Annotated in this window: 27 protein-coding genes; 12 read left to right on the top strand and 15 right to left on the bottom strand. The window is 68.5% G+C overall.

Annotated features, from left to right (window positions below):
- The first annotated feature begins 57 nt into the window (after positions 1-57).
- The 4 genes from BJY22_RS26475 (at position 58) to BJY22_RS26460 (ending at position 4689) form a co-directional block, all read left to right on the top strand.
- Positions 58-612 carry a TetR/AcrR family transcriptional regulator gene (locus BJY22_RS26475; RefSeq protein ID WP_167211610.1) on the top strand — a complete coding sequence of 185 codons (555 nt, stop codon included), beginning with the start codon at positions 58-60 and terminating at the stop codon, positions 610-612.
- Between the two features lie 87 nt (positions 613-699).
- Positions 700-2454: an ABC transporter ATP-binding protein gene (locus tag BJY22_RS26470; protein ID WP_167211607.1), complete on the top strand. Its 1755-nt coding sequence runs from the start codon at positions 700-702 to the stop codon at positions 2452-2454.
- A 4-nt stretch (positions 2455-2458) separates the two neighbouring features.
- Positions 2459-4195 carry an ABC transporter ATP-binding protein gene (locus BJY22_RS26465; RefSeq protein WP_238350464.1) on the top strand — a complete coding sequence of 579 codons (1737 nt, stop codon included), beginning with the start codon at positions 2459-2461 and terminating at the stop codon, positions 4193-4195.
- 29 nt (positions 4196-4224) lie between these two features.
- Positions 4225-4689 carry a GNAT family N-acetyltransferase gene (locus BJY22_RS26460; RefSeq protein WP_167211601.1) on the top strand — a complete coding sequence of 155 codons (465 nt, stop codon included), beginning with the start codon at positions 4225-4227 and terminating at the stop codon, positions 4687-4689.
- Positions 4690-5132: 443 nt separating this feature from the next.
- Here the strand turns inward: BJY22_RS26460 and BJY22_RS26455 are convergent, their stop codons facing one another.
- The gene (locus BJY22_RS26455; RefSeq protein WP_167211598.1) at positions 5133-6038 is read right to left on the bottom strand and encodes a hypothetical protein; all 906 of its coding nucleotides are present in this window, start codon (positions 6036-6038) and stop codon (positions 5133-5135) included.
- 212 nt (positions 6039-6250) lie between these two features.
- On the opposite strand from BJY22_RS26455, the gene BJY22_RS26450 reads away from it, so the two are divergent.
- Positions 6251-6634, top strand: coding sequence for a hypothetical protein (locus BJY22_RS26450; RefSeq protein WP_167211595.1), 384 nt, complete (start codon positions 6251-6253; stop codon positions 6632-6634).
- 23 nt (positions 6635-6657) lie between these two features.
- On the opposite strand, the gene BJY22_RS26445 is transcribed toward BJY22_RS26450, so the two are convergent.
- The gene (locus tag BJY22_RS26445) at positions 6658-7443 is read right to left on the bottom strand and encodes an MmyB family transcriptional regulator (protein ID WP_202891266.1); all 786 of its coding nucleotides are present in this window, start codon (positions 7441-7443) and stop codon (positions 6658-6660) included.
- A gap of 126 nt (positions 7444-7569) precedes the next feature.
- Here BJY22_RS26445 and BJY22_RS26440 point away from each other — a divergent pair, with 126 nt between their 5' ends.
- Complete coding sequence (locus BJY22_RS26440; RefSeq protein WP_167211592.1) at positions 7570-7980, top strand: Ohr family peroxiredoxin; 411 nt, start codon at positions 7570-7572, stop codon at positions 7978-7980.
- 7 nt (positions 7981-7987) lie between these two features.
- Here the strand turns inward: BJY22_RS26440 and BJY22_RS26435 are convergent, their stop codons facing one another.
- The 10 genes from BJY22_RS26435 to BJY22_RS26395 form a co-directional block, all read right to left on the bottom strand.
- Entirely contained in the window at positions 7988-9058 is a 1071-nt protein-coding gene (locus BJY22_RS26435) for an HAD family hydrolase (protein WP_238350462.1), read from the bottom strand.
- Positions 9051-9185: a hypothetical protein gene (locus tag BJY22_RS42610; protein WP_272954836.1), complete on the bottom strand. Its 135-nt coding sequence runs from the start codon at positions 9183-9185 to the stop codon at positions 9051-9053. Before BJY22_RS42610 ends, BJY22_RS26435 begins: the two co-directional genes overlap by 8 nt.
- Positions 9186-9187: 2 nt before the next feature.
- Positions 9188-9532, bottom strand: coding sequence for a VOC family protein (locus BJY22_RS26430; RefSeq protein WP_167211589.1), 345 nt, complete (start codon positions 9530-9532; stop codon positions 9188-9190).
- A gap of 145 nt (positions 9533-9677) precedes the next feature.
- Positions 9678-10043 (bottom strand): hypothetical protein, encoded by a 366-nt coding sequence (locus tag BJY22_RS26425; RefSeq protein WP_167211586.1) that lies wholly within the window; start codon positions 10041-10043, stop codon positions 9678-9680.
- A gap of 72 nt (positions 10044-10115) precedes the next feature.
- Complete coding sequence (locus tag BJY22_RS26420; RefSeq protein ID WP_167211584.1) at positions 10116-12476, bottom strand: ATP-binding cassette domain-containing protein; 2361 nt, start codon at positions 12474-12476, stop codon at positions 10116-10118.
- 21 nt (positions 12477-12497) lie between these two features.
- Entirely contained in the window at positions 12498-12908 is a 411-nt protein-coding gene (locus tag BJY22_RS26415; RefSeq protein WP_167211581.1) for a VOC family protein, read from the bottom strand.
- Positions 12909-12918: 10 nt separating this feature from the next.
- Positions 12919-13362 (bottom strand): helix-turn-helix domain-containing protein, encoded by a 444-nt coding sequence (locus BJY22_RS26410; protein WP_167211579.1) that lies wholly within the window; start codon positions 13360-13362, stop codon positions 12919-12921.
- Positions 13363-13435: 73 nt separating this feature from the next.
- Positions 13436-14371 (bottom strand): endonuclease/exonuclease/phosphatase family protein, encoded by a 936-nt coding sequence (locus BJY22_RS26405; protein WP_167211575.1) that lies wholly within the window; start codon positions 14369-14371, stop codon positions 13436-13438.
- 32 nt (positions 14372-14403) lie between these two features.
- Positions 14404-15984 carry a hypothetical protein gene (locus tag BJY22_RS26400; protein WP_167211571.1) on the bottom strand — a complete coding sequence of 527 codons (1581 nt, stop codon included), beginning with the start codon at positions 15982-15984 and terminating at the stop codon, positions 14404-14406.
- A gap of 54 nt (positions 15985-16038) precedes the next feature.
- Positions 16039-17016 carry a saccharopine dehydrogenase NADP-binding domain-containing protein gene (locus BJY22_RS26395; RefSeq protein WP_167211568.1) on the bottom strand — a complete coding sequence of 326 codons (978 nt, stop codon included), beginning with the start codon at positions 17014-17016 and terminating at the stop codon, positions 16039-16041.
- A gap of 71 nt (positions 17017-17087) precedes the next feature.
- Between BJY22_RS26395 and BJY22_RS26390 the strand changes: the two genes are divergently transcribed.
- The 4 genes from BJY22_RS26390 (at position 17088) to BJY22_RS26375 (ending at position 20354) form a co-directional block, all read left to right on the top strand.
- Positions 17088-18023: a helix-turn-helix domain-containing protein gene (locus tag BJY22_RS26390; RefSeq protein WP_167211566.1), complete on the top strand. Its 936-nt coding sequence runs from the start codon at positions 17088-17090 to the stop codon at positions 18021-18023.
- Between the two features lie 38 nt (positions 18024-18061).
- Complete coding sequence (locus tag BJY22_RS26385; protein ID WP_337759122.1) at positions 18062-18853, top strand: alpha/beta fold hydrolase; 792 nt, start codon at positions 18062-18064, stop codon at positions 18851-18853.
- Positions 18846-19283 (top strand): GNAT family N-acetyltransferase, encoded by a 438-nt coding sequence (locus BJY22_RS26380; protein WP_167211563.1) that lies wholly within the window; start codon positions 18846-18848, stop codon positions 19281-19283. Before BJY22_RS26385 ends, BJY22_RS26380 begins: the two co-directional genes overlap by 8 nt.
- 63 nt (positions 19284-19346) lie before the next feature.
- Positions 19347-20354, top strand: coding sequence for a LacI family DNA-binding transcriptional regulator (locus BJY22_RS26375; protein WP_167211560.1), 1008 nt, complete (start codon positions 19347-19349; stop codon positions 20352-20354).
- 244 nt (positions 20355-20598) lie between these two features.
- Here the strand turns inward: BJY22_RS26375 and BJY22_RS26370 are convergent, their stop codons facing one another.
- From BJY22_RS26370 to BJY22_RS26360, 3 genes are all read right to left on the bottom strand, one after another.
- Positions 20599-21546, bottom strand: coding sequence for a small ribosomal subunit Rsm22 family protein (locus BJY22_RS26370; protein WP_167211557.1), 948 nt, complete (start codon positions 21544-21546; stop codon positions 20599-20601).
- 225 nt (positions 21547-21771) lie between these two features.
- Positions 21772-22362 carry a VOC family protein gene (locus tag BJY22_RS26365; RefSeq protein ID WP_167211554.1) on the bottom strand — a complete coding sequence of 197 codons (591 nt, stop codon included), beginning with the start codon at positions 22360-22362 and terminating at the stop codon, positions 21772-21774.
- Positions 22363-22371: 9 nt separating this feature from the next.
- Positions 22372-23160 carry a DinB family protein gene (locus BJY22_RS26360; RefSeq protein ID WP_167211551.1) on the bottom strand — a complete coding sequence of 263 codons (789 nt, stop codon included), beginning with the start codon at positions 23158-23160 and terminating at the stop codon, positions 22372-22374.
- 101 nt (positions 23161-23261) lie between these two features.
- On the opposite strand from BJY22_RS26360, the gene pyrH reads away from it, so the two are divergent.
- Together pyrH and BJY22_RS26350 are read left to right on the top strand one after the other, a co-directional pair.
- Complete coding sequence (gene pyrH, locus BJY22_RS26355; protein ID WP_167211548.1) at positions 23262-23969, top strand: UMP kinase; 708 nt, start codon at positions 23262-23264, stop codon at positions 23967-23969.
- Positions 23970-24140: 171 nt separating this feature from the next.
- Positions 24141-26102 (top strand): GTP-binding protein, encoded by a 1962-nt coding sequence (locus tag BJY22_RS26350; protein ID WP_167211545.1) that lies wholly within the window; start codon positions 24141-24143, stop codon positions 26100-26102.
- The last annotated feature ends 49 nt before the right edge of the window (positions 26103-26151 follow it).

Raw genomic sequence — 26151 nt, 5'->3', positions numbered from 1 at the left:
CCTCCTTCGAGCGGTGGACTACTATTTTTATAGTAGGCCTGCAGGAAGGAATCGTCTATGGCTGCGGCCACCCGGGAACGTGCGCTCGAGGCAGCCGTGGAGCTGCTCGGTGCGCAGGGCGTTCGCGCGTTGAGCCATGCGCGGGTCGACGGACAAGCAGGTCTCCCTCCTGGGTCGACCTCGAACTGGTTCCGCACCCGCCGGGCGTTGCTTGCGGGTGTGGTGGACTGGATCGCCGAACGTGAACGTGCCGACTTCGACCCAGCTGCGATGCCTGCGATCACTGAACTCGACGAGCTGATCGACGGCTTGTGCGCCGTGGCCGAGCTGCAGACCGGGCCGTTCGCCGCCCGCACCCGCGCGCGCTACGCGCTGTTCCTCGAACTCGCCGGCGATCCTGAGCTCGGCGAGTCGCTCCTGCGGCAGCGCCACGAATTCGAGCGGTGGACGGAGCGGATCGTGATCGCCGTCGGCATCGCGGACCCCGTGCCGGCGACCCGGGCCCTGATGGCACTCGGCGACGGGCTGATCCTGCACCGGCTCACCGTCGACCCCACCCTCGAGATCCGCCCCGCCATCGAGCGCGCGGTCAACGCCCTCGCGGAATCCTGACCCTCGGCGAGGCCTCCTTGTGAATCGGTTCACTAGCTGAGAGGATCTGGTGTGGCCAGCGAGCGTGCACGGCAGTGGGTGTGATAGATGGGGCGCGTTCGCGAGTGGTTGGACAGGACGCCTGAGACCTGGGCGCCGCCCGCGGCAGGTGATCTGGCCGGCCCGTTCCGCTTCATGTACTGGCTTGTCCGGTCCCAGTCGCGGCGTGTTGTGTTGGGTGCGGTGCTGGGCACCTGCTGGACGGTCGGGTTGGCAGTCCCCCCGTGGGTCCTGGCTCGTGCTGTGGACGAAGGACTCGTCGCAGGTGACACCGCGGCGCTCGTCGGATGGGCCCTGGTTCTGCTCGCCATCACCGTGCTGAACGCGCTCCTCGGCATCGCTCGCCATCGCACGATGACCAAGATCCGCATGGACGCCTCGTTCCGCTCCGTCCGGGCCACCGTCTGGCACACCTCGCGACTGGGTGCGTCATTGACGCGTCGCGTGAGTGCAGGCGAGGTGGTGACCGTCGGCATCTCCGACGTGTACACAGTTGCGCAGGCCTTGACCGTCACCGGTCCTGGCGTCGGCGCGGTCATCGCGTACGCCGTCGTAGCGTTCGTGCTGTTCACGATTTCGCCGTTGCTGGCCGCAGTGATCCTCGCCGGTGTTCCGTTGCTCGCTGTCGCGGTGGGTCCGTTCCTGCACCGCATTGAACGCACGGGTGGGGAGTACCGCGTGCATCAGGGACGATTGACGACCCGGTTGGTCGACGTACTGGCGGGCCTTCGTGTCCTCAACGGTCTTGGCGGGAAGGCGTTCGTCGCGGAGCGGTACGGGCAGGAGTCGCAGAGCTTGGTGGGGCACGGTTACCGGGTCGCGGGGCCCACCAGTTGGGTCGGGGCGTTGTCAGGTGGGCTGCCGGCGCTGTTCCTGGCCGCCGTGGTGTGGCTGTCGGCGCGGATGGCCGCGGCCGGGACCATCACGATCGGCGACGTCGTCGCGGTCTACGGGTATGTCGCCGTACTCGTGGTCCCCGTGGCCTTCTTCATCGAAGGCGGCAGCGACATCGCGCGGGCAAGGGTGGCCGGCCGACGGATCATCGACCTGCTCAACCTGCCGGTCGCTGAGGACGACCACGATGTAGTGACCACACCTGGCAGCGGGCCGTTGGCCGATCCCGTGTCAGGAGTGATCGTTCGTCCCGGTCTGCTGACTGCGCTGGTCGCGACCCAGTCGGCGGAGGCGATCGCGGTCGTCGAGCGGCTCGGGAACCTGCCAGCCGACGCGGGTACGACGTGGGCGGGTGTGCGGATCGCGGACGTTGCCCGCGAGGAGTTCCGGCGCCGTTTGGTTGTCGCCGACAACGATGCCGAGGTGTTCGCCGGAACCGTCCGCGACATCGTCACGGGCCGCCTGGAACCTGACGACAGCCGGATTCGCGCGGCCCTCCGCGTCGCCGTCGCCGAGGACGTGGTCGAGGCGTTGCCCGATGGTCTGGATGCGGAGATCGCCGCCGGCGGAAGTGATCTGTCCGGTGGGCAGCGGCAACGGATCCGGCTCGCCCGCGCCGTCTATGCCGCACCTGACGTCCTGCTCGCCGTCGAGCCGACGTCCGCGGTCGACGCGAACACCGAGGCGGCCATGATCGACCGGATCCGCGAAGCCAGGCGCGACTTGACGACCGTCGTCACGACGACGTCGCCGCTCGTACTGGACCGTGCGGACGAGGTCATCGTCCTGGTCGACGGCAAGGTTTCCGCAGCCGGCACCCACACCGAGCTTCTGCGCGGCGATTCGTCGTACCGCGCTCTCGTTTCCCGCGCCCAGGACGGCCTCGACGATCGGACGGCCGATGAGTAAGCAGATGCCCGTTGCGAGCCGGGCCGAAGTCCGTGCGGCGGCGCTGAGCGACCTGGCCGCGGACCGCAAGGCCGTGGTCGGAGTCGTCCTCGTCAACGGGCTTGCTTCCGCAGCAGGATTGGTCGGCCCGTTGCTGCTCGGCCGGATCATCGACACGATCCAGGCCGGCTCGGGTGATGTGCTCGGCGCGGTGGACCGGCTTGCGTTCGGTGCGCTCCTGTTCACGGTCGTTCAGACAGTGCTGTCGTGGTGGGCGCTCAAGCTCGGTTACCGGTACGGCGAACGCACCGCGGCCCGCGTTCGGGAGCGGTTCTTGCGGCGGACGCTGGCGCTGCCGCCGCGGGTGGCGGACCATCTTCCGGCGGGCGACCTGATCGCGCGCGGGAGCAACGACGCCTCGCTGGTGGCGTACACGTTGCGAGCGGCGGTTCCTGAGGTATTGGTTGCCATCGTCCACGCAGTGTTCCTCGTCGTCGCGGTGCTCGTACTGGACCCGCTGCTCGGGCTGTGCGGGCTTGTCTGCCTGATCGGTGTCGGCGCAGCGGTGCGTTGGTACCTGCGTCGCGCGAGGCCGGCGTACCTGGCGGTTGCGGCAACCAGTGCCGAGATGGCCGACGCGGTCGCCAGTACCGCGAAGGGGGCGCGCACCGTCGAACTGCTTGGGCTGGAGCAGCGCCGTACTGAGGTCACTGAAGCGGCAGTCACTCGAGCCCGGTCCGCTCGGCTGGACGCGCTGTGGCTGCGGACGGTGCTGTTTCCGTGGTCGGAGATCGCGCTGGCGCTCCCGGTCGTCGGGGTGCTGCTGGTCGGCGGCGCCCTGTATGGCAACGACGTGGTCAGTCTCGGGACCGTGGTCACTGCGGCGGTGTACCTCCGGCAGCTCATCGGACCGCTCGACACCTTGATGCTCTGGATCGAACAGTTACAAGGTGCGGGAGCTTCGTACGCGCGCGTCGAAGGTGTCGGCGATATTCCTCAGGCGGACGCCCAAGTGGCGCAGCGCGTGAGCGACGAGCGGATCCGCGTGGACAACGCGCACTACAGCTACACGGGAGTCCGCGACGTACTCCGAGGAATCGATCTGTCCGTGCGGCCCGGAGAACGGCTGGCCATTGTCGGGACGTCTGGAGCGGGCAAGTCCACACTTGCGCGCCTCCTCGCCGGTCTCGACCGTCCGCACACGGGGGCAGTCACGATCGGTGGTACGCCGGTCGCCGATCTTCCGCCGGATCAGCTGCGTGAGCACGTCGTACTGATCACGCAGGATCATCACATCTTCCACGACACGATCCGGGACAACCTGCTCATCGCCAAGCCTTCGGCGACAGACGAGGAAATGCGGGCGGCGCTGGACGCTGTCGGGGCCGGGTGGCTGGACGATCTGGCTGAGGGGCTGGATACCGAGATCGGTACCGACGCCACTCTCGACGACGCCGGAGCGCAGCAGCTCTCCCTGGCGCGCGTAGTACTCGCCGATCCTCACACGCTGATCCTGGACGAGGCCACGTCACTCCTCGACCCCAGAACAGCGCGCCAGACGGAGCAATCACTCGCGTCGGTCCTCCAGGGCCGCACCGTGATCGCGATCGCCCACCGCCTGCAGACAGCGCACGACGCCGACAGAATCGCGGTCATGGAAGCCGGCCAACTCGTCGAGCTCGGCACCCACGACGAACTCGTCCACGCAGGACGCACCTACGGCAAACTCTGGCAAACCTGGCACGCCGAATCGGACGGCTGATGATCGTGGCTGTGCGCGAGACTCATGGCGTGAGGATCTCTCAGGCAAATGCGAACGACACCCCCGAGTTGGCCCGGCTGTTGTGGCTGAACAGTAGTGATGAGGAGGCGGCGGAGCGATCCGTTGACGCCTTCGCGGCGGAGCTTGCGCAGTGGTGGAGGGTCCACCAGGACTCACATATCGCGTTCGTCGCTCGACTCGATCGGCCGGAGCTCGTCGGTATGGCGTGGCTCGCCCTGGTCCCCCGCGCCCCGAGACCCGGAGCAACAAGCCGACTGTCCGCAGACATCCAAAGCGTCTTTGTCCGTCCCGAACACCGCGGCCAAGGCATCGGCGCGGCCCTGGTCGAGACCGCCTCACAGCACGCCACACACCTCGGTGCCCTCCACGTAACCGTCCATTCCGGCCACAAGGCAGTCCCCCTGTACGAACGCCTCGGCTTCAGATCCTCCAGACAACTTCTCCAGCGCCACCCACATCAACCGGGCGGGTAGCTCGACCTCGCGAACTCGCCGGCGAGGGCGGGTTGCGCCGTGGGTACGAACGCCACCGCCGTACGGCGACCGCAAGCAGCTCCTCGACGCCGTCAGCCCGCACCACCGGCGACCGGCTTCACACAGCTCCAGCAGCACACGCCGAGCCGCATTACCGACGCAGATGACTTAATCGGACTGTGTCGTATTCCTGACGTAACGACGGAGCGCGAGCGGGATCGGCTACCTTGCGGCGGCGCCAGCCGATCCCAGCCCGCCCGGTCCCGCACCCGCGGAGCCGGAAACCTTCGCCGGAGGACACTCCTTCGCCTGAGCTACTGCTTCCGAATCGGCTCGTCGACGTTGAGGTCCTATGAGGAGAGGTGACAGGTTCGTGACCACTGCTCCAGACGGCCTGACACCGAGTCCGTACTCGTACATCGGGCACCAGCGAACGTAAGCACCTAATCCGTCGACCTCGATGCAGGTACCACCCATCGTGCGGTACTTGCTGTGGTCTCCAACTCGATGATGTTGCTTCTAGCATGTTTGGACAGGATGCGGTCGAGGTCTTCCTCGTACCGCTTCAGGACAGCCGCCTCCTCAGACGGGTTCAGGCCGGGAGGTAGTTCGCGTGTGATGACGAAACTGTCGCCGGGCTCGTCCGCGTACGGCGTGGGGTCTTCGATCAGCGGCTTTAGCGGCGCGGCTGTCAGATCGCGCCCCTCGCCTAGGCGCGGTACGTGGCCGAGCTTCTTCTTTTCTCCGACCAGTTCAAGCGCATCCATCACGAAAGGCTTGACGTGATTGCGAATATTCTCGACTGTGGCGTTCTCCAGTTCGGGCCAGACAATCGAATAGTCCACCGTGATCAGTCGGCCGATCTCCGCAACGGCTCGGCGCTGTCGGCCCTTCTTCTCGGTTCGAAACTGAAGTCCGACTGAGACTCGCTCGTAGCCACCCTGGAGCAGCCAACGCGCGCCATCAAGGCCCGAGAGCACATCGGCTTCTAGCTGCGGGAAGGCCTCCCATAGCCGGTCTTCCGCAGCTCCGGAAAACACAGGCCCCGACTCCTCATGATAGGAACCACCGCTGAGTTGGAACCAACTGATTGTCATCGGCAACTCTTCCATTGGCCGGGCGGCCACACGCCGTACCGCCACCGATAGAACGCTACCTTGTTGCGTTCCCACGCACGAGCACTCGACCTGCTTCTGAAGAACCGCGGGAATCCCCGGCCCTGTCCACGCCGCGCTCGCGCCTGATCGATGAACGCCTCGACATCCTCGGCGCGCCACCGCCAGGAACTCGCCGGTGAACTCGGCGAACCGCCGAATCAACGTCAATCGCGGCTTGATCGTGCCGTCCACGTTCAGGAACCGGGTCCGCTGAACGAGCTGGCATCATCAAGGACCTGACCTGCGAATTCTCCGGCGTGCCACGCGTGCTGTAAGCCGGATCAGATGCAATCCCGCTTAGAACCAGAACAGCCTGCTCGATGCGCAGAACCATCCCAGACGCGTGCATCCGCCGTGACGGGAATTCTTTGGACACAGCATCAGGCATCTGGGACTGTGTCCAGGTGAGCGATGCTGTGTCCTCCCGCCTTCTGGACCAGCGCGTCCGGAACCGCGTCATCGACGTACTCGAGCTCCTGGGCGACGGGAATGCCGGTGTGCAGGACGTCGGGGTTGCGGAATACTTCAATATGTTCTTCGACTGGGCCGATGAGCCTCAGCGCGCGTTGTCTACGTACACCGCTACCGAGGTCGCTCTGCTCGAGAAGGTGCTTGCCGTACTGCTGGACGCGCTGGCAGCGACCAATGGGTTGAACACGGTCGACGAGATCTGCGATTCAGGATGGCCACGGCGAACTGCAGTGGTTGCGCAGGAGGCGTTTTCGGCGATGGTGGCCCGTGGGCGGTTTCGGGAAGACGTCGAGGAGGCCGAGCCAGGGCGCGACTAGCGCCCGCTGCCGTCTCCTGCGAGCTAACTGGCGAGCTGCTGCAGGCGGGAGGTGCTGGTGGGGTCGGTGGGGAGGAAGGTTTCTATGGCTAGGTTGGCTGCGGTTACCTCTAGTGGGGCGCCGATGGTGGCTATCAGGGTGAAGAGGCGGACTGGGCCGAGGCGGGTGTTGAGGTCGAGGGTGACCATGGGCTGCTGGGCGGGTGTCATCGGCGGTTGCTCGGGGAGGTAGGGGTCCAGCTCGTTGAGCAGGTCGGCCAGGGGCTGGTCTGCCGTGTCTCGGCTCTTGCGTTTGAGTTGGTGGATGAGGCCGAGGCTGCAGGCGGCTGTCATGGACGAGATGCTCGGGAGGCCGCCGGGGTGGACGGACAGGCGGAGCATGTTCATGGGCGGCTCGAGGAGCTTCGGGTCGACGCCTTCCCACAGGAGGGATGCGGCGGCGTTGGCGTCGATGAGGTTCCAGAGGCCGTCGACGATCAGCGCGGGGTTGGGCATGTGCGCGTCGAGCAGCTGGCGCAGAGAGTCGCGGAGCGGGAGCATCGCGTCGGAGTCGTACGGCTGGTCGAGGTACAGCGGGGCGAACCCGCCGGCGAGCAGCAGCCGGTTGCGTTCGGCGATCGGCAGGTCGAGGTGGTTCGCGAGATGGACGAGCAGTTGCCGGCTCGGTTGGGCGCGGCCGGTTTCCACAAAGCTCAGGTGCTTCGTCGACACCTCGGCGTCGAGCGCCAGGTCGAGCTGACTCAGCCGGCGGTGCTGCCGCCAGAAGCGCAGCAGCTCCCCCACGGTCTGTGGCTCTTCCAGGACGGTCACGAGTTCAGCGTACGGCGAGGGCGCGCCGGGCAGCCATTACCTGCCGGGTAACTGCACCAAGGAGGTAATTGAGCCGGATACCCCTGATCGTCGACGGTGGTCGCAGTCGATCTGAAAGGCACGACCATGAACCCCACCTACACAGCCGTCGCGACCTCGTCCGGCCGCGACGCCCGCGCTGTCACCGCCGACGGACAGCTTGATGTGCAGCTCGCGATGCCGAAGGAGATGGGCGGCACGGGCGACGGCCTCAACCCCGAACAGTTCCTCGCCGCGGGCTGGGCCGCCTGCTTCTCCACCGTGCTGGACCGCATCGCCCAGCTCCAGAACCTCGACGCGAAGGACGTCGCCGTCACCGCCGAGGTCAGCCTCGTCCCCGCGGGCGCGAAGTTCGACCTGGCCGCCGTACTGCGGGTCGAACTGCCGGACCACCTCTGCGGCGACACCGGCCGGAAGTTGCTCGAAGCAACACACGCCACCTGCCCGTACTCCCGTGCAACCCGCGGCAACATCTCCGTGGAAGTCGTCGCCGAGTAGCCCGGGGTCAAGCCGTGAGGTGGGCGTCGACGCCGTGGGTGGTGAAGAGGGCGTGGAGGGCGGCGTGGCCCTGGGTGAAGTCCCATTGTTCGGCGTGGAGGCCGGCGGTACGGGCGCCGGTGATGTTCTTCGCGGTGTCGTCGATGAACAGGATCGTGTCCGCGTCGGCCCCGATGCGTTCCGCGGCGCGGGTGAAGAACTCGGGATCGGGTTTCGCGACGCCGAGGTCGTAGGAGTAGCAGCTGACGTCGAAGAGTTCGTCGTACCCGAGCGCCGTCCGCATGTGCGCGCCCCGGTAGCACTCCTGGTTGGTGCCGAGGTGTACGCCGTACCCGTTCCGCTTCAGCGCCCGCACGATGTCGAGCGACTCCTCGATCAGCACGATGTTCTTCCACACCGCGTCGTACACCTCGTGCACCGGCGCCGGTACGCCGTACTTCGCCAAGGACGCCGCCAGTACCGGTAGATAGTCGCCCCGCCCGGCGAGCATCGGCAGCTCGTCCGACCACGTCTCGTGCAGGAAGTCCCGCGCCCGCTCGCCGAGATACGGCTCCATCGCCGCGTACCATCCGCCCGGCAGATCCTGCAGTACGCCGTCCGCGTCGAAGAGCACGTGCCGCACCTTCGACGCGGCCACCGCCCGCTTCGAACCACCCGACGTCGGCGTCAGCGTGACCCCGGCCGGCAACGGCGTCGGCTCGTCGCGCACGTACGGCACGACGCCGACCTGGAACTCGTCCTCGTACACGACAGTGCCCGGATCACCGGACGTCACCCGCTCCCAGGCGACGTCGTGCGCCGTCAGGATCGCGCACAACGACTCGACGCGTTCCTGCATGGCCGCGGTGATCGGCTCCTTGAACCAGGTGACCGCACCGACACTGTTGCCGTCGGCATAGAAGTCCGGATTCGGCAGGTGAGTGAGGAACCAGTCGTCGATGTCGAGGTACTGCGCCTCTTCCGACGCAGTCAGCCGGCCCGCCCGCCGCAGGTGGTCCACTGCGACGAACAGGCCGACCTCGACACCGAGCCGCCCGCGATAGGCGGCCTGCAGACGGACGTACGCGCGCTCACTCATGCACGAGATGATGCCCCACTGCTTCCTCGACATACACGGGGTTTTCCTCGGCGGGTACGTCGTCGGCGTCGGGCTCCTGGCGTACGCCGTACACCGCGGCCCGGTACTCCCTCGGGACGGTGCACATGATCAGGACGGATCCTGGAGGACGCCGAGCACGTTGCCGTCCGGGTCGGTGAGGGTGGCGACCAGGCGGCCGGCGCCGACGTCCTTCGGGGCGTCCTTCAGTTCACCTCCGGCCGCGGTGATCTCCTGGATCTTGGCCTCGATGTCGTCGACGTGCCAATACGCGATCGGCGAGGTCATGTCGCTGTTCGGCACCAGACCGATCTGCTGGCCCTCGGCCTCGAATCCGACGTAGTACGGCGAGTCCGCCATCGGCTCGACGCCGAGGAGCGCGGCGTACACCGGCTTGGCCTTCTCGAGGTCGGTCACGGGGTGCAGGATCGTCTTGACGCCTTGCGTGGTGGTCATGTCGTCACTCCAGATTCCGGGGCCGCAGCCCCTGACGTTTACTGACTCCCACGCTATTTCCCGGCCCCCGCCGATGCTTCTCGATTCCTGACCAGTTGGGGGATCCGCACGAAGGGGCTCCCCGCAGGCGCTGTCGGCTACGTGATCAGGGTTGAGCCGGGTACCGGTAGAGCGGGCTCGAGCCCGGAGCGGCCGACCGGCCGTTCGCCAGGACTCCTGCGATGAGGAATCCGATCCCGACGCTCAGGAGCACGGCACTGAGCAGCCCGCGTACGGCGTAGAACACTTCCAGTTGGGACACGCCGGAGGCCCTGTACATCACCGGCGCGGCAAAGCTCGAGCCGACCGTTATCAGCAGGTTCAGCAACAGCACGGCACAGCCGATCAGACCCTTGGACGCGCTGTCGCCGCCGGTTCGCCGGGTCCTGCCTGTCAGCACGAGACCGACGATGAGGACACTGAGTTGGATCAGTGACGACACGAACAACACGGCCACGCTGAGCATCTTCATACCGGGCACGGTACTGAATTGTGGGGTCGTCCTCCCGGCACGTCCCCCCGGCCGCCGGTGCTGCAGCAGACGTCAGGCGATGTATTCTGACAGGTGCTTGCCGGTGAGGGTCTTGGGCTTCTTGACCAGGTCGGCGGGTGTGCCCTCGAAGACGATCTTGCCGCCGTCGTGGCCGGCGCCTGGCCCGAGGTCGATGATCCAGTCGGCGTGTGCCATCACGGCCTGGTGGTGCTCGATCACGATCACCGACTTGCCCGAGTCGACCAACCGGTCCAGGAGGCCGAGCAGCTGCTCGACGTCGGCGAGGTGCAGACCCGTCGTCGGTTCGTCGAGGACCAAGATGCCGCCCTTCTCCCCCATGTGCGTCGCGAGCTTCAGCCGCTGACGCTCTCCCCCGGACAGCGTCGTCAGCGGCTGGCCGAGCGACAGGTACCCGAGCCCGACGTCCGCGAGCCGCTCCAGGATCTTCTCGGCAGCCGGCGTCCGCGCCTCGCCCTCGGCGAAGTACGGCAACGCCTCCGACACCGGCATCGCCAGCACCTCGGCGATGTTCTTCCCGCCGAACGTGTACTCCAGCACGGCGGCCTGGAACCGGCGGCCCTCGCACTCCTCGCACGGGGACTCCACGGTCGCCATCACGCCGAGCTCGGTGTAGATGACACCCGCGCCCTTGCACGCGGGGCATGCGCCTTCGGAGTTCGCGCTGAACAGCGCCGGCTTCACCCCGTTCGCCTTGGCGAAGGCCTTCCGGATCGGCTCCAGCAGACCCGTGTACGTCGCCGGGTTGCTGCGCCGCGATCCCCGGATCGCTCCCTGGTCGATCGCCACGACACCCTCGCGATCCGCGATCGATCCGTGGATCAGCGAGCTCTTCCCCGACCCGGCGACCCCGGTCACGACGACCAGCACACCGAGCGGTACGTCGACGTCGACATTGCGCAGGTTGTTCGTCGAGGCGCCGCGGACCTCCAGCGCGCCGGTCGCCGACCGCACCGACGGCTTGAGCGACGCACGGTCGTCCAGGTGGCGCCCGGTCAGCGTCCCGCTGGTCCGGAGCTTCTCCAGCGTGCCCTCGAACACGACCTCGCCGCCGCCGGATCCCGCACCGGGGCCGAGGTCGACCACGTGGTCGGCGATCGCGATCGTCTCGGGCTTGTGCTCCACGACCAGCACGGTGTTGCCCTTGTCGCGCAGCTGCAGCAGGAGCTCGTTCATCCGCTGGATGTCGTGCGGGTGCAGGCCGATCGTCGGCTCGTCGAACACGTAGGTGACGTCGGTCAGCGACGATCCGAGGTGCCGGATCATCTTCGTCCGCTGTGCCTCACCACCGGACAGCGTCCCGGCCGGGCGCTCCAGCGACAGGTACCCGAGCCCGATGTCGACGAACGAGTCGAGCGCGTCGCCGAGCGCCTTCAGCAGCGGCGCGACCGACGGCTCCTTGAGGTCACGGATCCAGGCGGCCAGGTCGGTGATCTGCATCGCGCACAGGTCCGCGATGTTCTTGCCCTTGATCTTCGACGCCCGTGCCTCGGCGCTCAGCCGGGTCCCCTCGCAGTCCGGGCAGGTGGTGAACGTCACCGCCCGCTCGACGAACGCCCGGATGTGCGGCTGCATCGCGTCGACGTCCTTGGACAGGAACGACCGCTGGATCGCCGGGATGATGCCGGTGTAGGTGAGGTTGATGCCCTCGACCTTGATCTTGGTCGGCTCCCGGTGGAGCAGGTCGTGCAGCTCCTTCTTGGTGTACTTCTTGATCGGCTTGTCCGGGTTGAAGTACCCGGCGCCGCGGAAGATCCGCCCGTACCAACCGTCCATGCTGTAGCCGGGGATCGTCAGCGCGCCCTCGTTCAGCGACTTGTTCTCGTCGTACAGCGCGGTCAGGTCGAAGTCCGTCACCGAGCCCATGCCCTCGCAGCGCGGGCACATGCCGCCGGCGTACACGGCCTCGCGGACGACCTTCTTCTCGCCGGCGCCCTTGTCGGCCGTCATCGAGCCGGTCGCGGTGCGCTTCGGGACGTTGAAGGAGTACGCCGTCGGCGGGCCCGCGTGCGGTTTCGCGATCCGGCTGAACAGGATCCGGAGCATCGCGTTGGCGTCGGTCGCCGTACCGACGGTGGAGCGCGGGTTGGCGCCCATCCGCTCCTGGTCGACGATGATCGCGGTGGTCAGGCCCTCGAGGACGTCGACGTCCGGGCGGGCCAGGCTCGGCATGAAGCCCTGGACGAACGCGCTGTAGGTCTCGTTGATCAGCCGCTGCGACTCGGCCGCGATGGTGCCGAAGACCAGCGAGCTCTTGCCCGACCCGGACACGCCGGTGAACACGGTCAGCCGGCGTTTCGGGATCTCGACGCTGATGTCCTTCAGGTTGTTCACCCGGGCGCCGGTCACCCGGATCAGGTCGTGACTGTCGGCAGCGTGGTCGTCGCGGGTCATGCGTCTGTCTCCAAGTGGGTGTCAGGAAGCCTGGTTGATCCGGATGTGGTTGCCGGCCGGATCCCGGAACGCGCAGTCGCGGACGCCGTACGGCTGGTCGACCGGCTCCTGGATCACCTCGGCGTCGGTGGCCTGCAGGCGCTCGAACAGGCCGTCGATGTCGTCGGTCTGCAGCACGATGGTCGCGAACGTGCCCTTGGCCATCATCTCGGCGATGGTCCGGCGCTCGTCGTCGGTCCGCCCGGGGTCCGCGGCCGGCGGGTAGAGCACGATCGAGGTGTCCGGCTGGCCGGCCGGGCCGACCGTGATCCAGCGCATGCCCTCGTACCCGACGTCGGTGCGGACCTCGAAGCCGAGGATGTCGCGGTAGAACTTCACCGACTCCTCGGGGTCGCTGTGCGGCAGGAAGCTGGCGTGAATCTTGATCTCCATGGGCGTCACGCTACGTGCCGGGCGCCGGAGTTGCTTCTCGATTCCTGATCGGTCGCGTCACCTGTTTCGCGACACACGACGGAATGCCGAGGGTCGCGTCCTGCGCGTGCTCCTTGTAGACGCTCGGCGGCATCCCGACCAGCTCGGTGAACCGGGTGCTGAAGGTACCGAGCGACTGGCAGCCGACCGCGAAGCAGACGTCGGTGACGCTCATCCCGCCGCGCCGCAGCAGCATCATCGCGCGCTCGATCCGCCGCGTCATCAGATACCCGTACGGCGACTCTCCGTAAGCGCGCTTGAACTCGCGGCTCAGGTGCCCGGACGACATGTGCGCACCCCGGGCGAGCGCCTCGACGTCCAGCGGCTGCGCGTACTCGCGGTCGATCCGGTCCTTCACACGCCGCAGCCGCGCCAGGTCCTGCAGGCGCTGCTCGTCCGTCGTACCGCTACTCACCGTAGGAATCCTGCCATATCAGACAACACCCGGCCATGCCCGACGCACTCGGTACCCGTCGACGGCGCTGTCGTCATGCGCACGGTCCGATCGTCGAGATCAGGCCATGATGGTCCGACGCGGGGATCGGGTACCAGTCGTTGTCGTCGGAGCACCAGCCGGGTTTCACGAGCAGGTGGTCGATGCGGACCGCCAGTGCTGCCCATTTCCCGATCTGGGAGGGGCGGCCCCAGCTGTCCAGCATCGCGTCGTGCAGGTGGTCGGTGAGGGCGCGGTAGTCGCGGCCGCGGTCGGTGGCGTTGAGGTCGCCGGCCACCACGACGGGACGGTCGTCGCGCGCGGCGCGGTCCGCGAGCTGTTCGATCAGGCGGTGATGCTCGGCGACGGTCGCCTGGTACGGCGTCCCGTCGTCGGTCGAGCTGTCGTACGTCGATCCGCCGGACGTCCACCACGGACGCGGGACGTGCGCCGCGATCAGGTCGAACTCCCCCGATGGCGCGTGCACCCGCACCACGTATCCGGGCAGGTCCGGCCCCGGCTGCTCGAGCACGGTCAGCGGCCAGCGGCTGAAGACGCCGATCGATGGGCCCTTCCAGTAGGCGACATGCTCCGGGTACGACTCGGAGAGCCGCCCGGTCAGCGGTGGGCCGATCTCGGAGACGACGAGGACGTCGGCGCGCAGTGCGAGCAGGGTGTCGGCCCCGTCGAGCTCGCCGCTCCCGATGTTCGCGGCCGCGATCCGGACAGCGCGAGCCGAATCGACCGTGCCGGTGCCGTGCGGGATCCACGGCGTGAACGTCGCGACGACTCCCATGAGCAGCGTCGACACCGCGAACACAACTGCCGCCCGGTGCCGCCGCCACAGAACCCCCACCAGCACAGCAGTCACCACCGCAAGCATCGGCAGCACGATCGCGGCCACATCCGTGACCACACCAAGCCCGTCCCGCACCACAAACCATGCCCACGGCAACAACCCGGCGATCCCAATCCCCACTGACCGCCGCACCAGCGGCTCCCCCTCCACCCCTCCAGGCTATGTCATCGGGCAGCACCCCAGTTGAGATAGGCGACGTTGGCGAGGAGCCAGCCGAAGCCGATTGCTTGTTGGCCGTCGCGTTCCGGGGTCGGCTGGTAGCGGTTGTAGAGCGCGAGACAGTGCGCGTGGACCTGCGGGTCCCACGGCGCCACCTGCATCCAGCGCGGTGCCTGGTGGGCGACCGACGCGGCGCCGACGGTCCCACCGGCGACCGTCGTGTGGATGGCGGGGAGGCCGGTGGCGTCCGTGGTCGCGACGTTCTGGGTGAACGTCCGCGCGATCCGCGCCATGTCCCGGCCGGTGAACGCGAGCCTGGCGCGGAACGCCCGTACGGCGAACTCGACGTCGATCGCCCCGTGGCTGATGTCCTCGAACTGCCGCGCCGGGCCTCCGGACGGCGTGAAGGTCGAGACGTCGGTCGACGGGTCACCCGTCTTCGCGAACCCCTCGTAGATACGGCCGCCGGCCGGCCAGTAGTGCCACCGGTAGGCGTCCCCGGCGTCGGCCGTGAGCTGACCGGCGAGCATCCGGCCCATCCCGGCCACCTTCGCGCGGTACCCGGGATCCCCGGTCGCCAGCGCGAGCTCGACCAGCGTCTGACCGAGCCCGACCGACTGGTTGATCGGCTGCTCGCAGCCGTCGTACGCGAGTGGTTGCCCCTTGGGCCACAGCAGATGACCGCCCTCGCGGTACTCCCAGTCGTGGACGGCGACCGCCTCGCGGCACGCGGTCAGGTACTCGGCCGCCTTCCGCTGGTATCGCTGCCGCAGGACCGGCGAGCCGGCGACGAGGCGCACGAAGCTCGCGATCGGATAGGTAATCATGCCCGTGTGCACGGCGAAGATCACCGGCCTGCAGCGCACCTCGTACGTGCCGAGCCTCGGTACGTCGCCCGCGCGCGGCGCCGGCCGGCGATCCCCGGCGGTGAGCTGCAGCGGACCGGGAGCCGCCGTGTAGATCCGGGTGACGGCGTAATCAGGGCCGGCGGGATCGAGGGACAGGTCGGTAAGCGTGACGGTGCGGTTGACGAAGGTGTTGACGAGCTTCACCGTGAACGTGTCCGCGCGAGACCCGGCGGTGACGGTGACCGTCGTGTCCTCGGCGTACGGCAGCGCCTGGCGGAGGTCGAGCAGCGGCCGGCCGTTGCTGTCGGCAAGGGTTGCGTAGCCGGTCGTGTACGGGTGGTCGGCGCGCCACGCGGGGAGCGAGAGCCCGCGGTAGTCGGTGACGTCACGCTCGCTGTCGCGCACCGCGAGCACCTGGTCGACGTTGTCGATGAGCCGGTCGAGGTAGTACGTGTCGCCGTACGTCTCGTACATGCGGACGAGCCCGAGCAGCACGTACGACTGGCTCCACGCGAGCATGCCGGAGCGGCCGTCGCGGTTGGTGTTGTCGTTCGGCTGGTCCGGCTGACCGGGTCCGCCCTGCTGGAACAGGCGATCCCAGTCGTCGAACGTCTGGCGGGCGGTGTAGTCGATTCCGTCGGCGTACGCCGGGAGCGTGCTGCCTACTGCTCCGGCGATGGCACCAGCGGCTGTCAGTTGCAGAAGTGCCCGGCGGGACGGGCGGGACGAGCTGGACACGGGCGGCCTCCAACTGCTGTGGGCGGTCCGCCGATTCTCCCGCAGGGAACTGATTTACGACAGATCGAGCGTCAGCGGTAACTCCTTGAGGAAGTCGACGGCGTCGAACATCGCGCCGGCCGACGCCACCCCGGACGACCGCGTCTCGCCGGCGAGGATCCGCCGTACGGCGCCGACCGCGAGCGGTGCCGTGATCGCGTAGATGTCCTGGCCCGTGGCCGTGGCCCGCAGTTCGCCGCCGACCCGCACGTCCACCACGAAGGCCTGGTCCGAGCGGCCGTGCTCGTCGACTGCCACCGGCGCCGGCGTGTCCGCGTCCGCCAGGTCTCCCGCGGCCTCGAGGGTCATGTAAGTGCGTACCTCGGGCACGGCGAGATGACTCGGGATCGTGACGATGTCGGCCATGCTGAACTCGGCGATCACGCGCCGCCGGCCGAGCGGCTCGGGGAACGTCCAGTCCTGCTGGACCGGCGGGTCGTCGTGATACTGCAACCGGCCGCCGGCGAACCGCACCCGGCGACCGTTGCGCCGGTCATGCGATACCCGGCCGGCGACCCGGGTGCCCGGAGTCGGGTACCAACTGCTGAGCCCGTACCCGACGTGCACGTCGGTGGCGGAGGTCCGCTCCCCCAGTACCGCGGTCGTCAGCAGGTCGCCGAGCCCGCCGTAGAACGCCATCGCCGGCACGACCGGTGTGTCACTGCGCCTGGCGAACGTGGCCGCGTTCGCCTCGATCTCTGCGGCGACGTCGACGTACGGGATCCGCTGCCGGGCGGCGGCCTCGATCAGTGGTTCGGCCGTGCTGGCGAACGGACCGGCACAGTTGATCACGGCCGCCGCGTTCTTCAGGGCCTGGTCGAGGGCGTGCGGGTCGTCGACCGCGGCCGGTCGGACGTCGAGGTCTCCCCACTGCGCTGCGAGTGCCGCCGCGTTGCGGCCCGAGACGGCGGTCGGGAGCTGCTGACGTAGGAGTTCCTCGACGACGAAACGGCCGGTGTGACCGGTGGCGCCGTACACGACGATTGCGTTCATGCCCCGAGTCTCGGCCCGGCGGGCCCGGTCGCGGGAGAGTCCGGAACGACACCATCCGTACACTTTCGGACATGCACACCGTGGCGCTCGCGACCGCCGGGCACTTGCTGCACTTCGAGCTCGGGATCGCCTACGAGATCTTCGGCAACCCACCGCCGGGAGTCGGCGAGTGGTACGACGTACGCCTGTGCGGGCCGCGGCCGATGCAGGTCGGACCGTTCCTCGTCGAGCCCGAGGACGGGCTGGACTGGCTGACCCGCGCCGACACCATGCTGGTACCGGCGATCGCGGACGTCGACGAACCACCGCCCGCCGACCTGGTGGACGCTGTCCGGGCGGCGCATCAGGCAGGCGCCCGGATCGCATCCTTCTGTACGGGCGCCTTCGTGCTCGGTGCCGCCGGGTTGCTCGACGGCAGGCGGGCAACGACGCACTGGGGACACACCGACGTGCTGAGCGAGCGGTATCCGGCGGCATTGGTCGATCCGGACGTTCTCTACACCGACAACGGGAGCGTGCTGACCGCGGCAGGGAAGGCGGCGGCGGTGGATCTGTGTCTGCACCTGGTTCACCTCGATCACGGCGCGACGACCGCGAACACGGTCGCGCGGCGTCTCGTCGTACCGCCGCATCGCGCCGGTGGGCAGGCGCAGTTCGTGTCGACGCCGTTGCAACTCAGCGGCGATCACTCGCTCGCGCATTTGCTCGCGTGGGCGCAGGAACGTCTGGATCAGCCGCTGACCGTCACCGACCTCGCGCGACGGGCGAACACCAGCCCGCGGCACCTCGGTCGCCAGTTCCGTTCGATCACCGGTCAGACGCCGCTGCAATGGTTGCTGACGCAGCGGGTTCGCCGGGCACAGCAGCTGCTCGAATCGACCGACGACGGCATCGAGCAGGTCGCCGCCGCGACCGGCCTCGGCACCGCCACGTCGTTGCGCCGCCACTTCCAGCGCGTCGTCGGCGTACCGCCGACCTCCTACCGGCGATCCTTCCGCAACACGTAGGCTCGGACGCCACGATTCGTCTAGTGGTGGGGAGAACTGTGAGCAAGCAGACTGGGTACGCCGACATCAACGGGCTGCGGATGTACTACGAGATCCACGGGTCCGGGGGTACGCCGCTGGTGTTGTTGCACGGTGGACTGTTCAACATCGACCTGCAGTTCGGGGAGCTGCTGGAAGGGCTGTCCGCCGGGCGGCAGGTGATCGCGGCGGACTTCCAGGGGCATGGGTACACGAACGACATCGACCGGCCGTTGGGTACGCCGGCGTTGGCGTCCGACGTGGTGGCGCTGCTGGAGCAGCTCGACGTACCGCAAGCCGACGTGTTCGGGTTCAGCGTCGGCGGGGCCGTCGCGCTCTACCTCGCGATCAAGCACTCGGAGCTCGTCCGCAAGGCTGTCATCTCCTCGGTCTCGTTCCACCCGTCCGGGGACCGCGCGGAGAACACGGACGCGGTCGGCGAGATGAAGGTCGAGATGATCGCCGGTACGCCGATGGAGTCGGACTACCTGGCGAAGTCGCCGCACCCTGACCACGAGCACCTGCAGACGCTGCTCACCAAGCTCGGCGCGTACGACCGCGGCACCGAAGGCTGGAGCGACGACGACATCCGCGGCATCGCGGCGCCGACGCTGCTGACGTTCGGGGACGCGGACGCGGTGAAGCTCGAACACGTCGTCCGCTTCCACCAGCTCCGCGGCGGCGACGTGAACGGCGACTTCGTCGGCGTACCCGCTTCGCAGCTGGCGATCTTCCCGGGCACCACCCACTTCACCGGGCTCGCTCGCACTCCTCTGGTCCTGGACACCGTGACCACCTTCCTCGATGCCTGAGTTCCGGGCCGCCGGCGCCGACGACCTGGGCGGGATCCTCGCCCTCTACCGCCAGCTCCACCCGGCGGACCCGCCGGTGCCGGCGGCCCGGGACATCTTCACGACGATTCTCGGCACGTCCGGGCTGCACCTGTTCGTGCTCGAGGAGGACACGGAGATCGTCGCGACGACCTACCTCAACGTGATCCCGAATCTCACCCGCGGCGGATCGCCGTACGCCGTCATCGAGAACGTCGTCGTCGACGCCGGCCGCCGCGGCAAGGGCCTCGGGAAGCAGATCATGGCGGCCACCGTGCAGGCGGCCTGGGACGCCGGCTGCTACAAGGCCATGCTCCAGACGGGGTCGCGCACGGCGGCGACGCACGCGTTCTACCGCCGGTGTGGGTTCTCGCCCGACGAGAAGACGGCGTACGTCTGCCACCCGGCCTGACCTTTGTGCAACCGGTTGCAGCTGAATCTGGCGGGGCGAGGAGCGCGGAGCTAGGCTGCGCGCATGTCCTCACGCGCGCCGGGTGCGGAGCCCGCGGCGCCGACCATCACCAACGTGGCGGCGCTCGCGGGCGTTTCGCGTGCGACCGTCTCGCGGGCCTTCAGCAACCCGCGGGTACTGCGTCCCGAGACGGTGACCCGCGTGCGCGAGATCGCGGCCGAGCTCGGCTACGTACCGAACCCGACGGCCAAGGCGCTCTCGACCGGACGCCACGGGCTGCTCGCCATGATCGTCCCCGACATCGCCAACCCGTTCTTCCCGCCGATGATCGGTGCCGCGCAGGGACGCGCCGAGACCGCCGGACTCGCGCTGCTGCTCGGAAACACCGACGAGGACCCGGCGCGTGAGCACACGATGGTGAGCACGCTGACCGCGCAGGCCGACGGCTTCGTGCTCGCCGCGAGCCGGATGACCGAACGGCAGATCCGCAGCCTCGCGGACCGGCGTCCGGTCGTGCTCGTCAACCGCGATCTGTCCGGTCTGCCGCGCGTCCTGGTCGACAGCGCGGACGGCGTCCGTGCCGCGGTCGAGCATCTGGCCGAGCTCGGCCACACGCGCATCGCCTATCTGGCCGGGCCGACCCGGTCGTGGGCGAACACGCAACGCAAGAAGTCGGTGAAACGCGCCGCCGAACGGGCCGGCGTCGAGGCGATCATGCTTCCGGGCCGGGTCTCCAGCTACGAGGCCGGGATGCAGGCGGCGCCGGACCTGCTGGAGACCGGCGCCACCGCGGCCGTTGCCTTCGACGACGTTCTTGCCCACGGCATCATGGCCGGCCTGGCCCAGCACGGGATTTCCGTCCCGGGCGACATCAGCCTCGTGGGCTGCGACGACGTCTTGAAGGCACAGGTCTACCCGCCGCTCACGACCGTCTCCTCCCACGCAGCCGACGCCGGCGCGGCAGCCGTCGACCTCCTCGTCCAGCACCTCGCAGACCCCGCCTCACCCGAGCGACGCGTCCTGCTCGGCACATCACTCATCATCCGAGCCACCACCGTCACCCCGCACTAGTTGCAATCGGTTGCACGGTGGCGTTGCTCGGGGCGCTGTGCTGGCGGGATGGGCTGGTGGTGGCGCTTCTCGGCGCAGGTACTGGCGCCGTCGTGCACTTCGCGTCGCACGTGATGGACCGCGATCGCGGCGGTCGCTCGAGTGACCCGCTCACCCTGGGCGTTCTCGCCGCGATCCTTGTCGTCGCGCTCGTGCTCCGTCTGCGATCGGAGTCCCGTCGACATCGAAGCACACGCTCAGACCGTTAGGTCCAGGCATCACCCCAGGTCGTGCTGCGTGCTGTGCGGTACGACTCGGAGGACTTCGGTACGACGGCTCGCTGCGCGGTGCCCGTTGACGTGCACAGGTCGAGCACGACCCGGTTCTTCGGGTGGAGCGGGCGGGCGATCACCCGCGCCGGCGCCGGGCGGATCGGGCCGCGTGTTGCGACGACGTACGTGAACTTCTCGTCCTCGAAGTTCCGGGTGCCGTCCTTGAGGGTGCGATGGAGTTCGGTGCGGGGCAGGCGCGCGGCGAAGTGGCACCAGTCGACCGGGCACGGTCCTTGGTGCGGGCAGGGCGCAGCGATCCGGAAGCCGTGCTCGATCAGGAGGTCACGGGCCTCGAGGATGCGGCGGTGGTCGCGTGGGGTGCCTGGTTCGACGAGGACGATCGTGGTCGCGGACCTGGTCACGCCGCGGATCAGATCACGGCGGGCCTCGTCGGTGAGTTCGTTGAGCACGTACCCGATCGTGACGAGATCCACCGGGCCACCCACGGTCCAGGACCGAAGGTCGGAGGTCGTCCACCGCCAGTCGCGTGGGAAGTTGCCGGCGGCAAGTTGCCGGCCGAGACGGATCGCGGCCGGCTGACGTTCGACGACCTCTGTGGTGATGGCCGGCCAGTGCGACGCGGCCGCCCACGCCGCGGCTCCTGTCCCGCCGCCGATGTCGAGGTGGGTGGCGAAGGACGCGTCCACATGACGCTCGGCTGTTGCGAGGGCCGCGTGGAGGGCGCGGAAGGTGGCCGGCATGCGGACGACGGCGTACGCGAGGGCGTCGAGGGCATCGGTCATTCCGGGCGCGGTGTCGTCGACCTGTTCGCTGCGGTAGCGCTCTGAGAGCGCCGTCACCCGTCGGCGAAGGTCGTCGTACGGCACGCCGCGGACAGCACGTGCGAGGGCAGCATGAAGTTGGGTGTCCACGGAGGACATGGGGAATCTCCGGTTCGATCGGCACGGAGCGCGCACCAGGGCGCACGTGATCCGCGGCCAGACGCCGCGACGCACCAATCGGTCCGGAAGAAGAGCGCTGTCAGCCCGTCAGTGGGCAGCAGAGGAGGAGGGATTGGCGCGGAACCGGACAACCATGCAAGCCATCACACACCTCCTAGATTTCAGCACGACCGTAGCAGAGGACGCCGTACCGCGCCCCGGCTTTTAGCGGCCCTCCGACGTACACAGGCAGACCTTGTTGCCCTGCGGGTCCGCGAGCACGATGAAGGCCGGCGCCTCCTCGTCGTACACGACCTTCCCGCCGGCCGCGATTGCAGCCTCGATCCGCCCCGGGACGACCTCCGGCGGCAGCCAGAGATCGAGGTGGAACCGCTGGCGTGGCGTCTCGTGCGGCGTCGTGCCCTGGAACCAGAGGTTCGCGACCCGGCAGGTCGGGTCGAAGATGTCGTTCCCGGTGAACGAATCGGTGCTGCCGGTCAGGACCGCCGCCCAGAACGGCCCGATCGCCACGAGCTCCGCCGTGTCCAGACCGATCTCGAGCTGCGCCACGGCCGTCGGGTCCGCTGTCAGACCGTGCTCCGCCGCGATCGCACTGATCCGCTCCGCCAGCGCCTCGTCCCGGCTCGCGACGTCCACGAACGTCGCGCCGAGCCGCAGTTCGGGTACGACGTCAGCACTCGAGCACGCCTCCCCCACCGCCTGCACGAAGCGGGTGCCGTCGACGTACTTCTCGGTCAGGAATCGCGCATGCCACGACTGCGCAAGCTTCCGCCAGTCCCGCAACTCAGCCTCCATGCCGACACGCTAGGACCCTGCGCCGACAGTTCTCGCGGCCAGTGTCGCGAGGTCGCGCTCGGCGTACCGGCGGTGCTCGAACTCCTCACCGAGGACCGTGTCGAGGCAATCGCTGACCACGTAGCTCTCGGACGCCGGGTAGCCGGGCCCGGCGACCGGCGTCGTCCGCTCGGGCAGGCGCTCGTCGGTGAGGTTCGCGAGGAGCGCCCGGACGATCGCCATCCGCTGAGCCCGCAGTACGAGGACCTCGTCCAGCGACGGGCGTGCGGCACGGTCCCGCGGTACCGGCGGGGTGTCGTGCATCTCGTCGTGGGGCAGATCCAGCGGGTCCCACGGAGCGGGCTCGCCGAGGACCGCACGCCGTACCCAGGCATCGGTGGCGAACACGAGATGGCGCAGTGTCTCGATGAACGACCACTCGCCGTCCACCGATTCGTGCAGCAGCTCCGGGCGGAGACGACGGGCCTTCGCCACGGTCTCGCCCCACAGCTGCTCGAGCAGGTCCCACGCCTCGCGGTAGCCGTCGGCGTTCGCCGGGCGCATCCGCTCGCGGCCCGGGTACCGGCGGTTCAGCTCGGCGTCGATCAGCGGCAGGACGTCGATCCCCCAGACCTTCAGGTTCCGGATCTCGCCGTCGAGCGTGACGTCGACCAGCCGTGCGCCACGGATCGTCGCGCCACTGAGGTCGACGTTGTCGAACGTGGCGCCCGCCAGGTCGACGTCGTGGAACACCGCGTCACGCAGCGTCGATTCCTCGAACCGCGCTCCCGCCAGGTTCTGCTCCTTGAACTCAGTCACGCTGTCAGCGTGGCAGACACCGGCCCGCCTGAGAACGGCGCACACGGGACAGCTCCGTGATAGATCTGAGGTCCGACCCGGTTTCCAGCGAACGGAGCGGCATGTATCGCAGGCTCGTCCTCAAGCTCTCCGGCCAGGCGATCGCCGGCCCGAACGAGTTCGGTTTCAGCAGCGACAGACTCACCCATCTCGCGACCGAGGTGATCGCGTTGCGCGCCACCGGCGTACAGGTCGCGGTCGTGGTCGGCGGCGGGAACGTGTTCCGCGGCAACCGCGCCGACGACTGGGGCATCGATCGCGTCGAGGCCGACAACATCGGGATGCTCGGAACGGTCATCAACGCGGTCCTGCTCCGCGGGCGGCTGGCCGCGCTCGGGGCACCCGAGGTACGGCTGATGACAGCGATCCCGATCAACAACCTGGCCGAGCCGTACATCCGCCTGCGGGCGCTGCGGCACCTGGAGAAGGGCGAGATCGTGCTCCTTGCCTGCGGCAACGGACAGCCGTTCACCACGACCGACTACCCGTCGGTGCAACGCGCGATCGAGCTCCAGGCCGACGCCCTCCTGGTCGCCAAGAACGGCACCGACGGCGTGTACGACGCCGACCCGAACAGGCACCCCGGCGCCCGGCGCTTCGACCACCTCACCTACCAGGAAGTCATCGACCGCGGCCTCGCCGTCATGGATCAGACCGCGTTCATCCTCGCCCGCGACCACCACCTCCCCCTCCACGTCTTCGACATAGACCGCCCCGCGGCCGCCCCGTCCATCGCCACCGGCTCCCACATCGGCACCCTCATCAACTGACGGCGGTGGGTGTAGGTGGGGGCTAAATGGTTTGTGGGGTGTGGGAAGGGGTTGGTGTACTCGGGGGTGTAAGGACGAGCAGGTGCCGAGTAGGAGGAGAGTGCGTCATGCGAGCTCGCTTCATGTCTGTTGCGGAAATGAACGGCACCTGTTCAAAGGACATGAAGCTGCGTGGACGTACAGAATCTTGGGATTCTGGCGCATGTTGACGCCGGGAAGACGAGCCTGACCGAGCGGCTGCTGTACGCCGCCGGGGTCATCGACGAGGTCGGTCGCGTCGACGACGGGAACACCCAGACCGACTCGCTCGCGCTCGAACGCCAGCGCGGGATCACGATCAAGTCCGCCGTCGTCTCGTTCACGATCGGCGACGTCGGCGTGAACCTGATCGACACCCCGGGCCACCCGGACTTCATCGCCGAGGTGGAGCGTGCGCTGAGCGTGCTCGACGGCGCGGTCCTGGTCGTCTCGGCGGTCGAGGGCGTCCAGGCGCAGACACGTGTCCTCATGCGGACCCTGCAGCGCCTCCGGATCCCCACCCTGATCTTCGTCAACAAGCTCGACCGGCCGGGCGCGCAGTACGACGGCGTACTGCGGCAGCTCGCCGCCAAGCTGACGCGGAACATCGTCCCGATGGGCGAAGCCACCGATCTCGGCACGCCCGAGGCCGCCTTCAAACCCATCGTCCAGGACGAGTTCCTGCTCGACATCCTCACCGAGCACGACGACGATCTCCTGCGGCGGTACGTCGACGGCGTACCACTGCATCTGCACGAGGCGCTCGCCGCGCAGACCCGGCGGGCGCTCGTGCACCCGGTGTATTTCGGATCCGCGATCACCGGCGCCGGTACGGACGCCCTCACCGACGGCATCCACGACCTGCTCCCCCGCGCCCGCACCACCGACGGTCCGCTCGACGGCACCGTCTTCAAGGTCGAGCGCGGGCCCGCCGGCGAGAAGATCGCGTACGCGCGCCTCTTCTCCGGCACCGTCGGGGTCCGCGACCGGATCCGGTACGGCGACACGGACGGGAAGATCACCGCGCTCGAGGTCTTCGGCGAGGGCACCGCGTTACGCGCCGGCCAGATCGGCAAGCTCTGGGGCCTCGCGGGCATCAGGATCGGCGACACCATCACCGGTTTCCGGAACTTTATTGGCGCAGAGCGACGAGAAGTTTCCGGAAAGGCAGCGTTCGCGCCGCCGACGCTCGAGACCGTCGTCACGCCGCGGAAGCGGTCCGACAAGGGCAACCTCCGCGTCGCGCTCGCCCAGCTCGCCGAGCAGGACCCGCTGATCAACCTCCGTCAGGACGATTTGCGGCAGGAGACCTACGTGTCGCTGTACGGCGAGGTGCAGAAGGAGGTCATCGAGACCACGCTGGCCACCGAGTACGGGATCGAGGTCGACTTCCGCGAGACCACCACGATCTGCATCGAGCGGGTCGTCGGCGCCGGTCAGGCGGTCGAGTTCAACAAGAAGGACCCGAACCCGTTCCTCGCAACGGTCGGCCTGCGCGTGGAACCCGCGCCGATCGGCAGCGGCGTCAGCTTCGAACTCGAGGTCGAGCTCGGCTCGATGCCGTACGCGTTCATGAAGGCCGTCGAGGAAACCGTCCGCGAGACCCTCCACCAGGGCCTGCACGGCTGGCAGATCCCCGACGCCCGCGTCGGCATGACGCATTCGGGGTACTCCGCCCGCCAGAGCCACGCGCACGCCGTGTTCGACAAGAGCATGTCGAGCACCGCCGGCGACTTCCGCTTCCTCACCCCGCTGGTCCTGATGACCGCACTCCAGGAGGCAGGTACGACGGTGCACGAGCCGATGCACCGCTTCCAGCTGGAGATCCCGACGGACACGACGCGCGCCGTACTCGCGGCCCTCGCCCGGCTCCGGGCGATCCCGCAGGTACCGGCGTTGGCCGCCGAAACCTCAACCCTGGAAGGAGAAATCCCCGCGGCCGCCGTGTACGAACTCGAGCAGCAGCTCCCCGCGCTGACCCGCGGCGAGGGCGTCCTGGAGTCGGCCTTCGAGCGCTACCAGCCGGTGACCGGGCCGGTCCCGGAGCGGCAACGCACCGATCACGACCCGCTCAACCGGCGCGAGTACCTGCTGCACGTCCAGCGCCGGGTCTGAACAGGAGCTGTCCCCACCGGCACACGGCCGGTGGGGACAGGTGTTCAGT

It is taken from the genome of Kribbella shirazensis, assembly GCF_011761605.1.
In the GTDB taxonomy this organism is placed as follows: domain Bacteria; phylum Actinomycetota; class Actinomycetes; order Propionibacteriales; family Kribbellaceae; genus Kribbella; species Kribbella shirazensis.
The sequence above is the reverse complement of the archived record's forward strand: the minus strand, read 5'-3'. Positions and strand labels throughout refer to the sequence as shown.

Excerpts from the sequence above, each read along its gene's own strand:
- BJY22_RS26370 (WP_167211557.1), bottom strand. The coding sequence starts at position 21,546 with ATGTCCTCCGTGGACACCCAACTTCATGCTGCCCTCGCACGTGCTGTC.
- BJY22_RS26420 (WP_167211584.1), bottom strand. The coding sequence starts at position 12,476 with ATGACCCGCGACGACCACGCTGCCGACAGTCACGACCTGATCCGGGTG.
- BJY22_RS26425 (WP_167211586.1), bottom strand. The coding sequence starts at position 10,043 with ATGAAGATGCTCAGCGTGGCCGTGTTGTTCGTGTCGTCACTGATCCAA.
- BJY22_RS26415 (WP_167211581.1), bottom strand. The coding sequence starts at position 12,908 with ATGGAGATCAAGATTCACGCCAGCTTCCTGCCGCACAGCGACCCCGAG.
- BJY22_RS26380 (WP_167211563.1), top strand. The coding sequence starts at position 18,846 with ATGCCTGAGTTCCGGGCCGCCGGCGCCGACGACCTGGGCGGGATCCTC.
- BJY22_RS26395 (WP_167211568.1), bottom strand. The coding sequence starts at position 17,016 with ATGAACGCAATCGTCGTGTACGGCGCCACCGGTCACACCGGCCGTTTC.
- BJY22_RS42610 (WP_272954836.1), bottom strand. The coding sequence starts at position 9,185 with ATGTGCACCGTCCCGAGGGAGTACCGGGCCGCGGTGTACGGCGTACGC.
- BJY22_RS26390 (WP_167211566.1), top strand. The coding sequence starts at position 17,088 with ATGCACACCGTGGCGCTCGCGACCGCCGGGCACTTGCTGCACTTCGAG.
- BJY22_RS26465 (WP_238350464.1), top strand. The coding sequence starts at position 2,459 with ATGCCCGTTGCGAGCCGGGCCGAAGTCCGTGCGGCGGCGCTGAGCGAC.
- BJY22_RS26440 (WP_167211592.1), top strand. The coding sequence starts at position 7,570 with ATGAACCCCACCTACACAGCCGTCGCGACCTCGTCCGGCCGCGACGCC.
- BJY22_RS26470 (WP_167211607.1), top strand. The coding sequence starts at position 700 with ATGGGGCGCGTTCGCGAGTGGTTGGACAGGACGCCTGAGACCTGGGCG.
- BJY22_RS26435 (WP_238350462.1), bottom strand. The coding sequence starts at position 9,058 with ATGAGTGAGCGCGCGTACGTCCGTCTGCAGGCCGCCTATCGCGGGCGG.
- pyrH (WP_167211548.1), top strand. The coding sequence starts at position 23,262 with ATGTATCGCAGGCTCGTCCTCAAGCTCTCCGGCCAGGCGATCGCCGGC.
- BJY22_RS26475 (WP_167211610.1), top strand. The coding sequence starts at position 58 with ATGGCTGCGGCCACCCGGGAACGTGCGCTCGAGGCAGCCGTGGAGCTG.
- BJY22_RS26365 (WP_167211554.1), bottom strand. The coding sequence starts at position 22,362 with ATGGAGGCTGAGTTGCGGGACTGGCGGAAGCTTGCGCAGTCGTGGCAT.
- BJY22_RS26375 (WP_167211560.1), top strand. The coding sequence starts at position 19,347 with ATGTCCTCACGCGCGCCGGGTGCGGAGCCCGCGGCGCCGACCATCACC.
- BJY22_RS26430 (WP_167211589.1), bottom strand. The coding sequence starts at position 9,532 with ATGACCACCACGCAAGGCGTCAAGACGATCCTGCACCCCGTGACCGAC.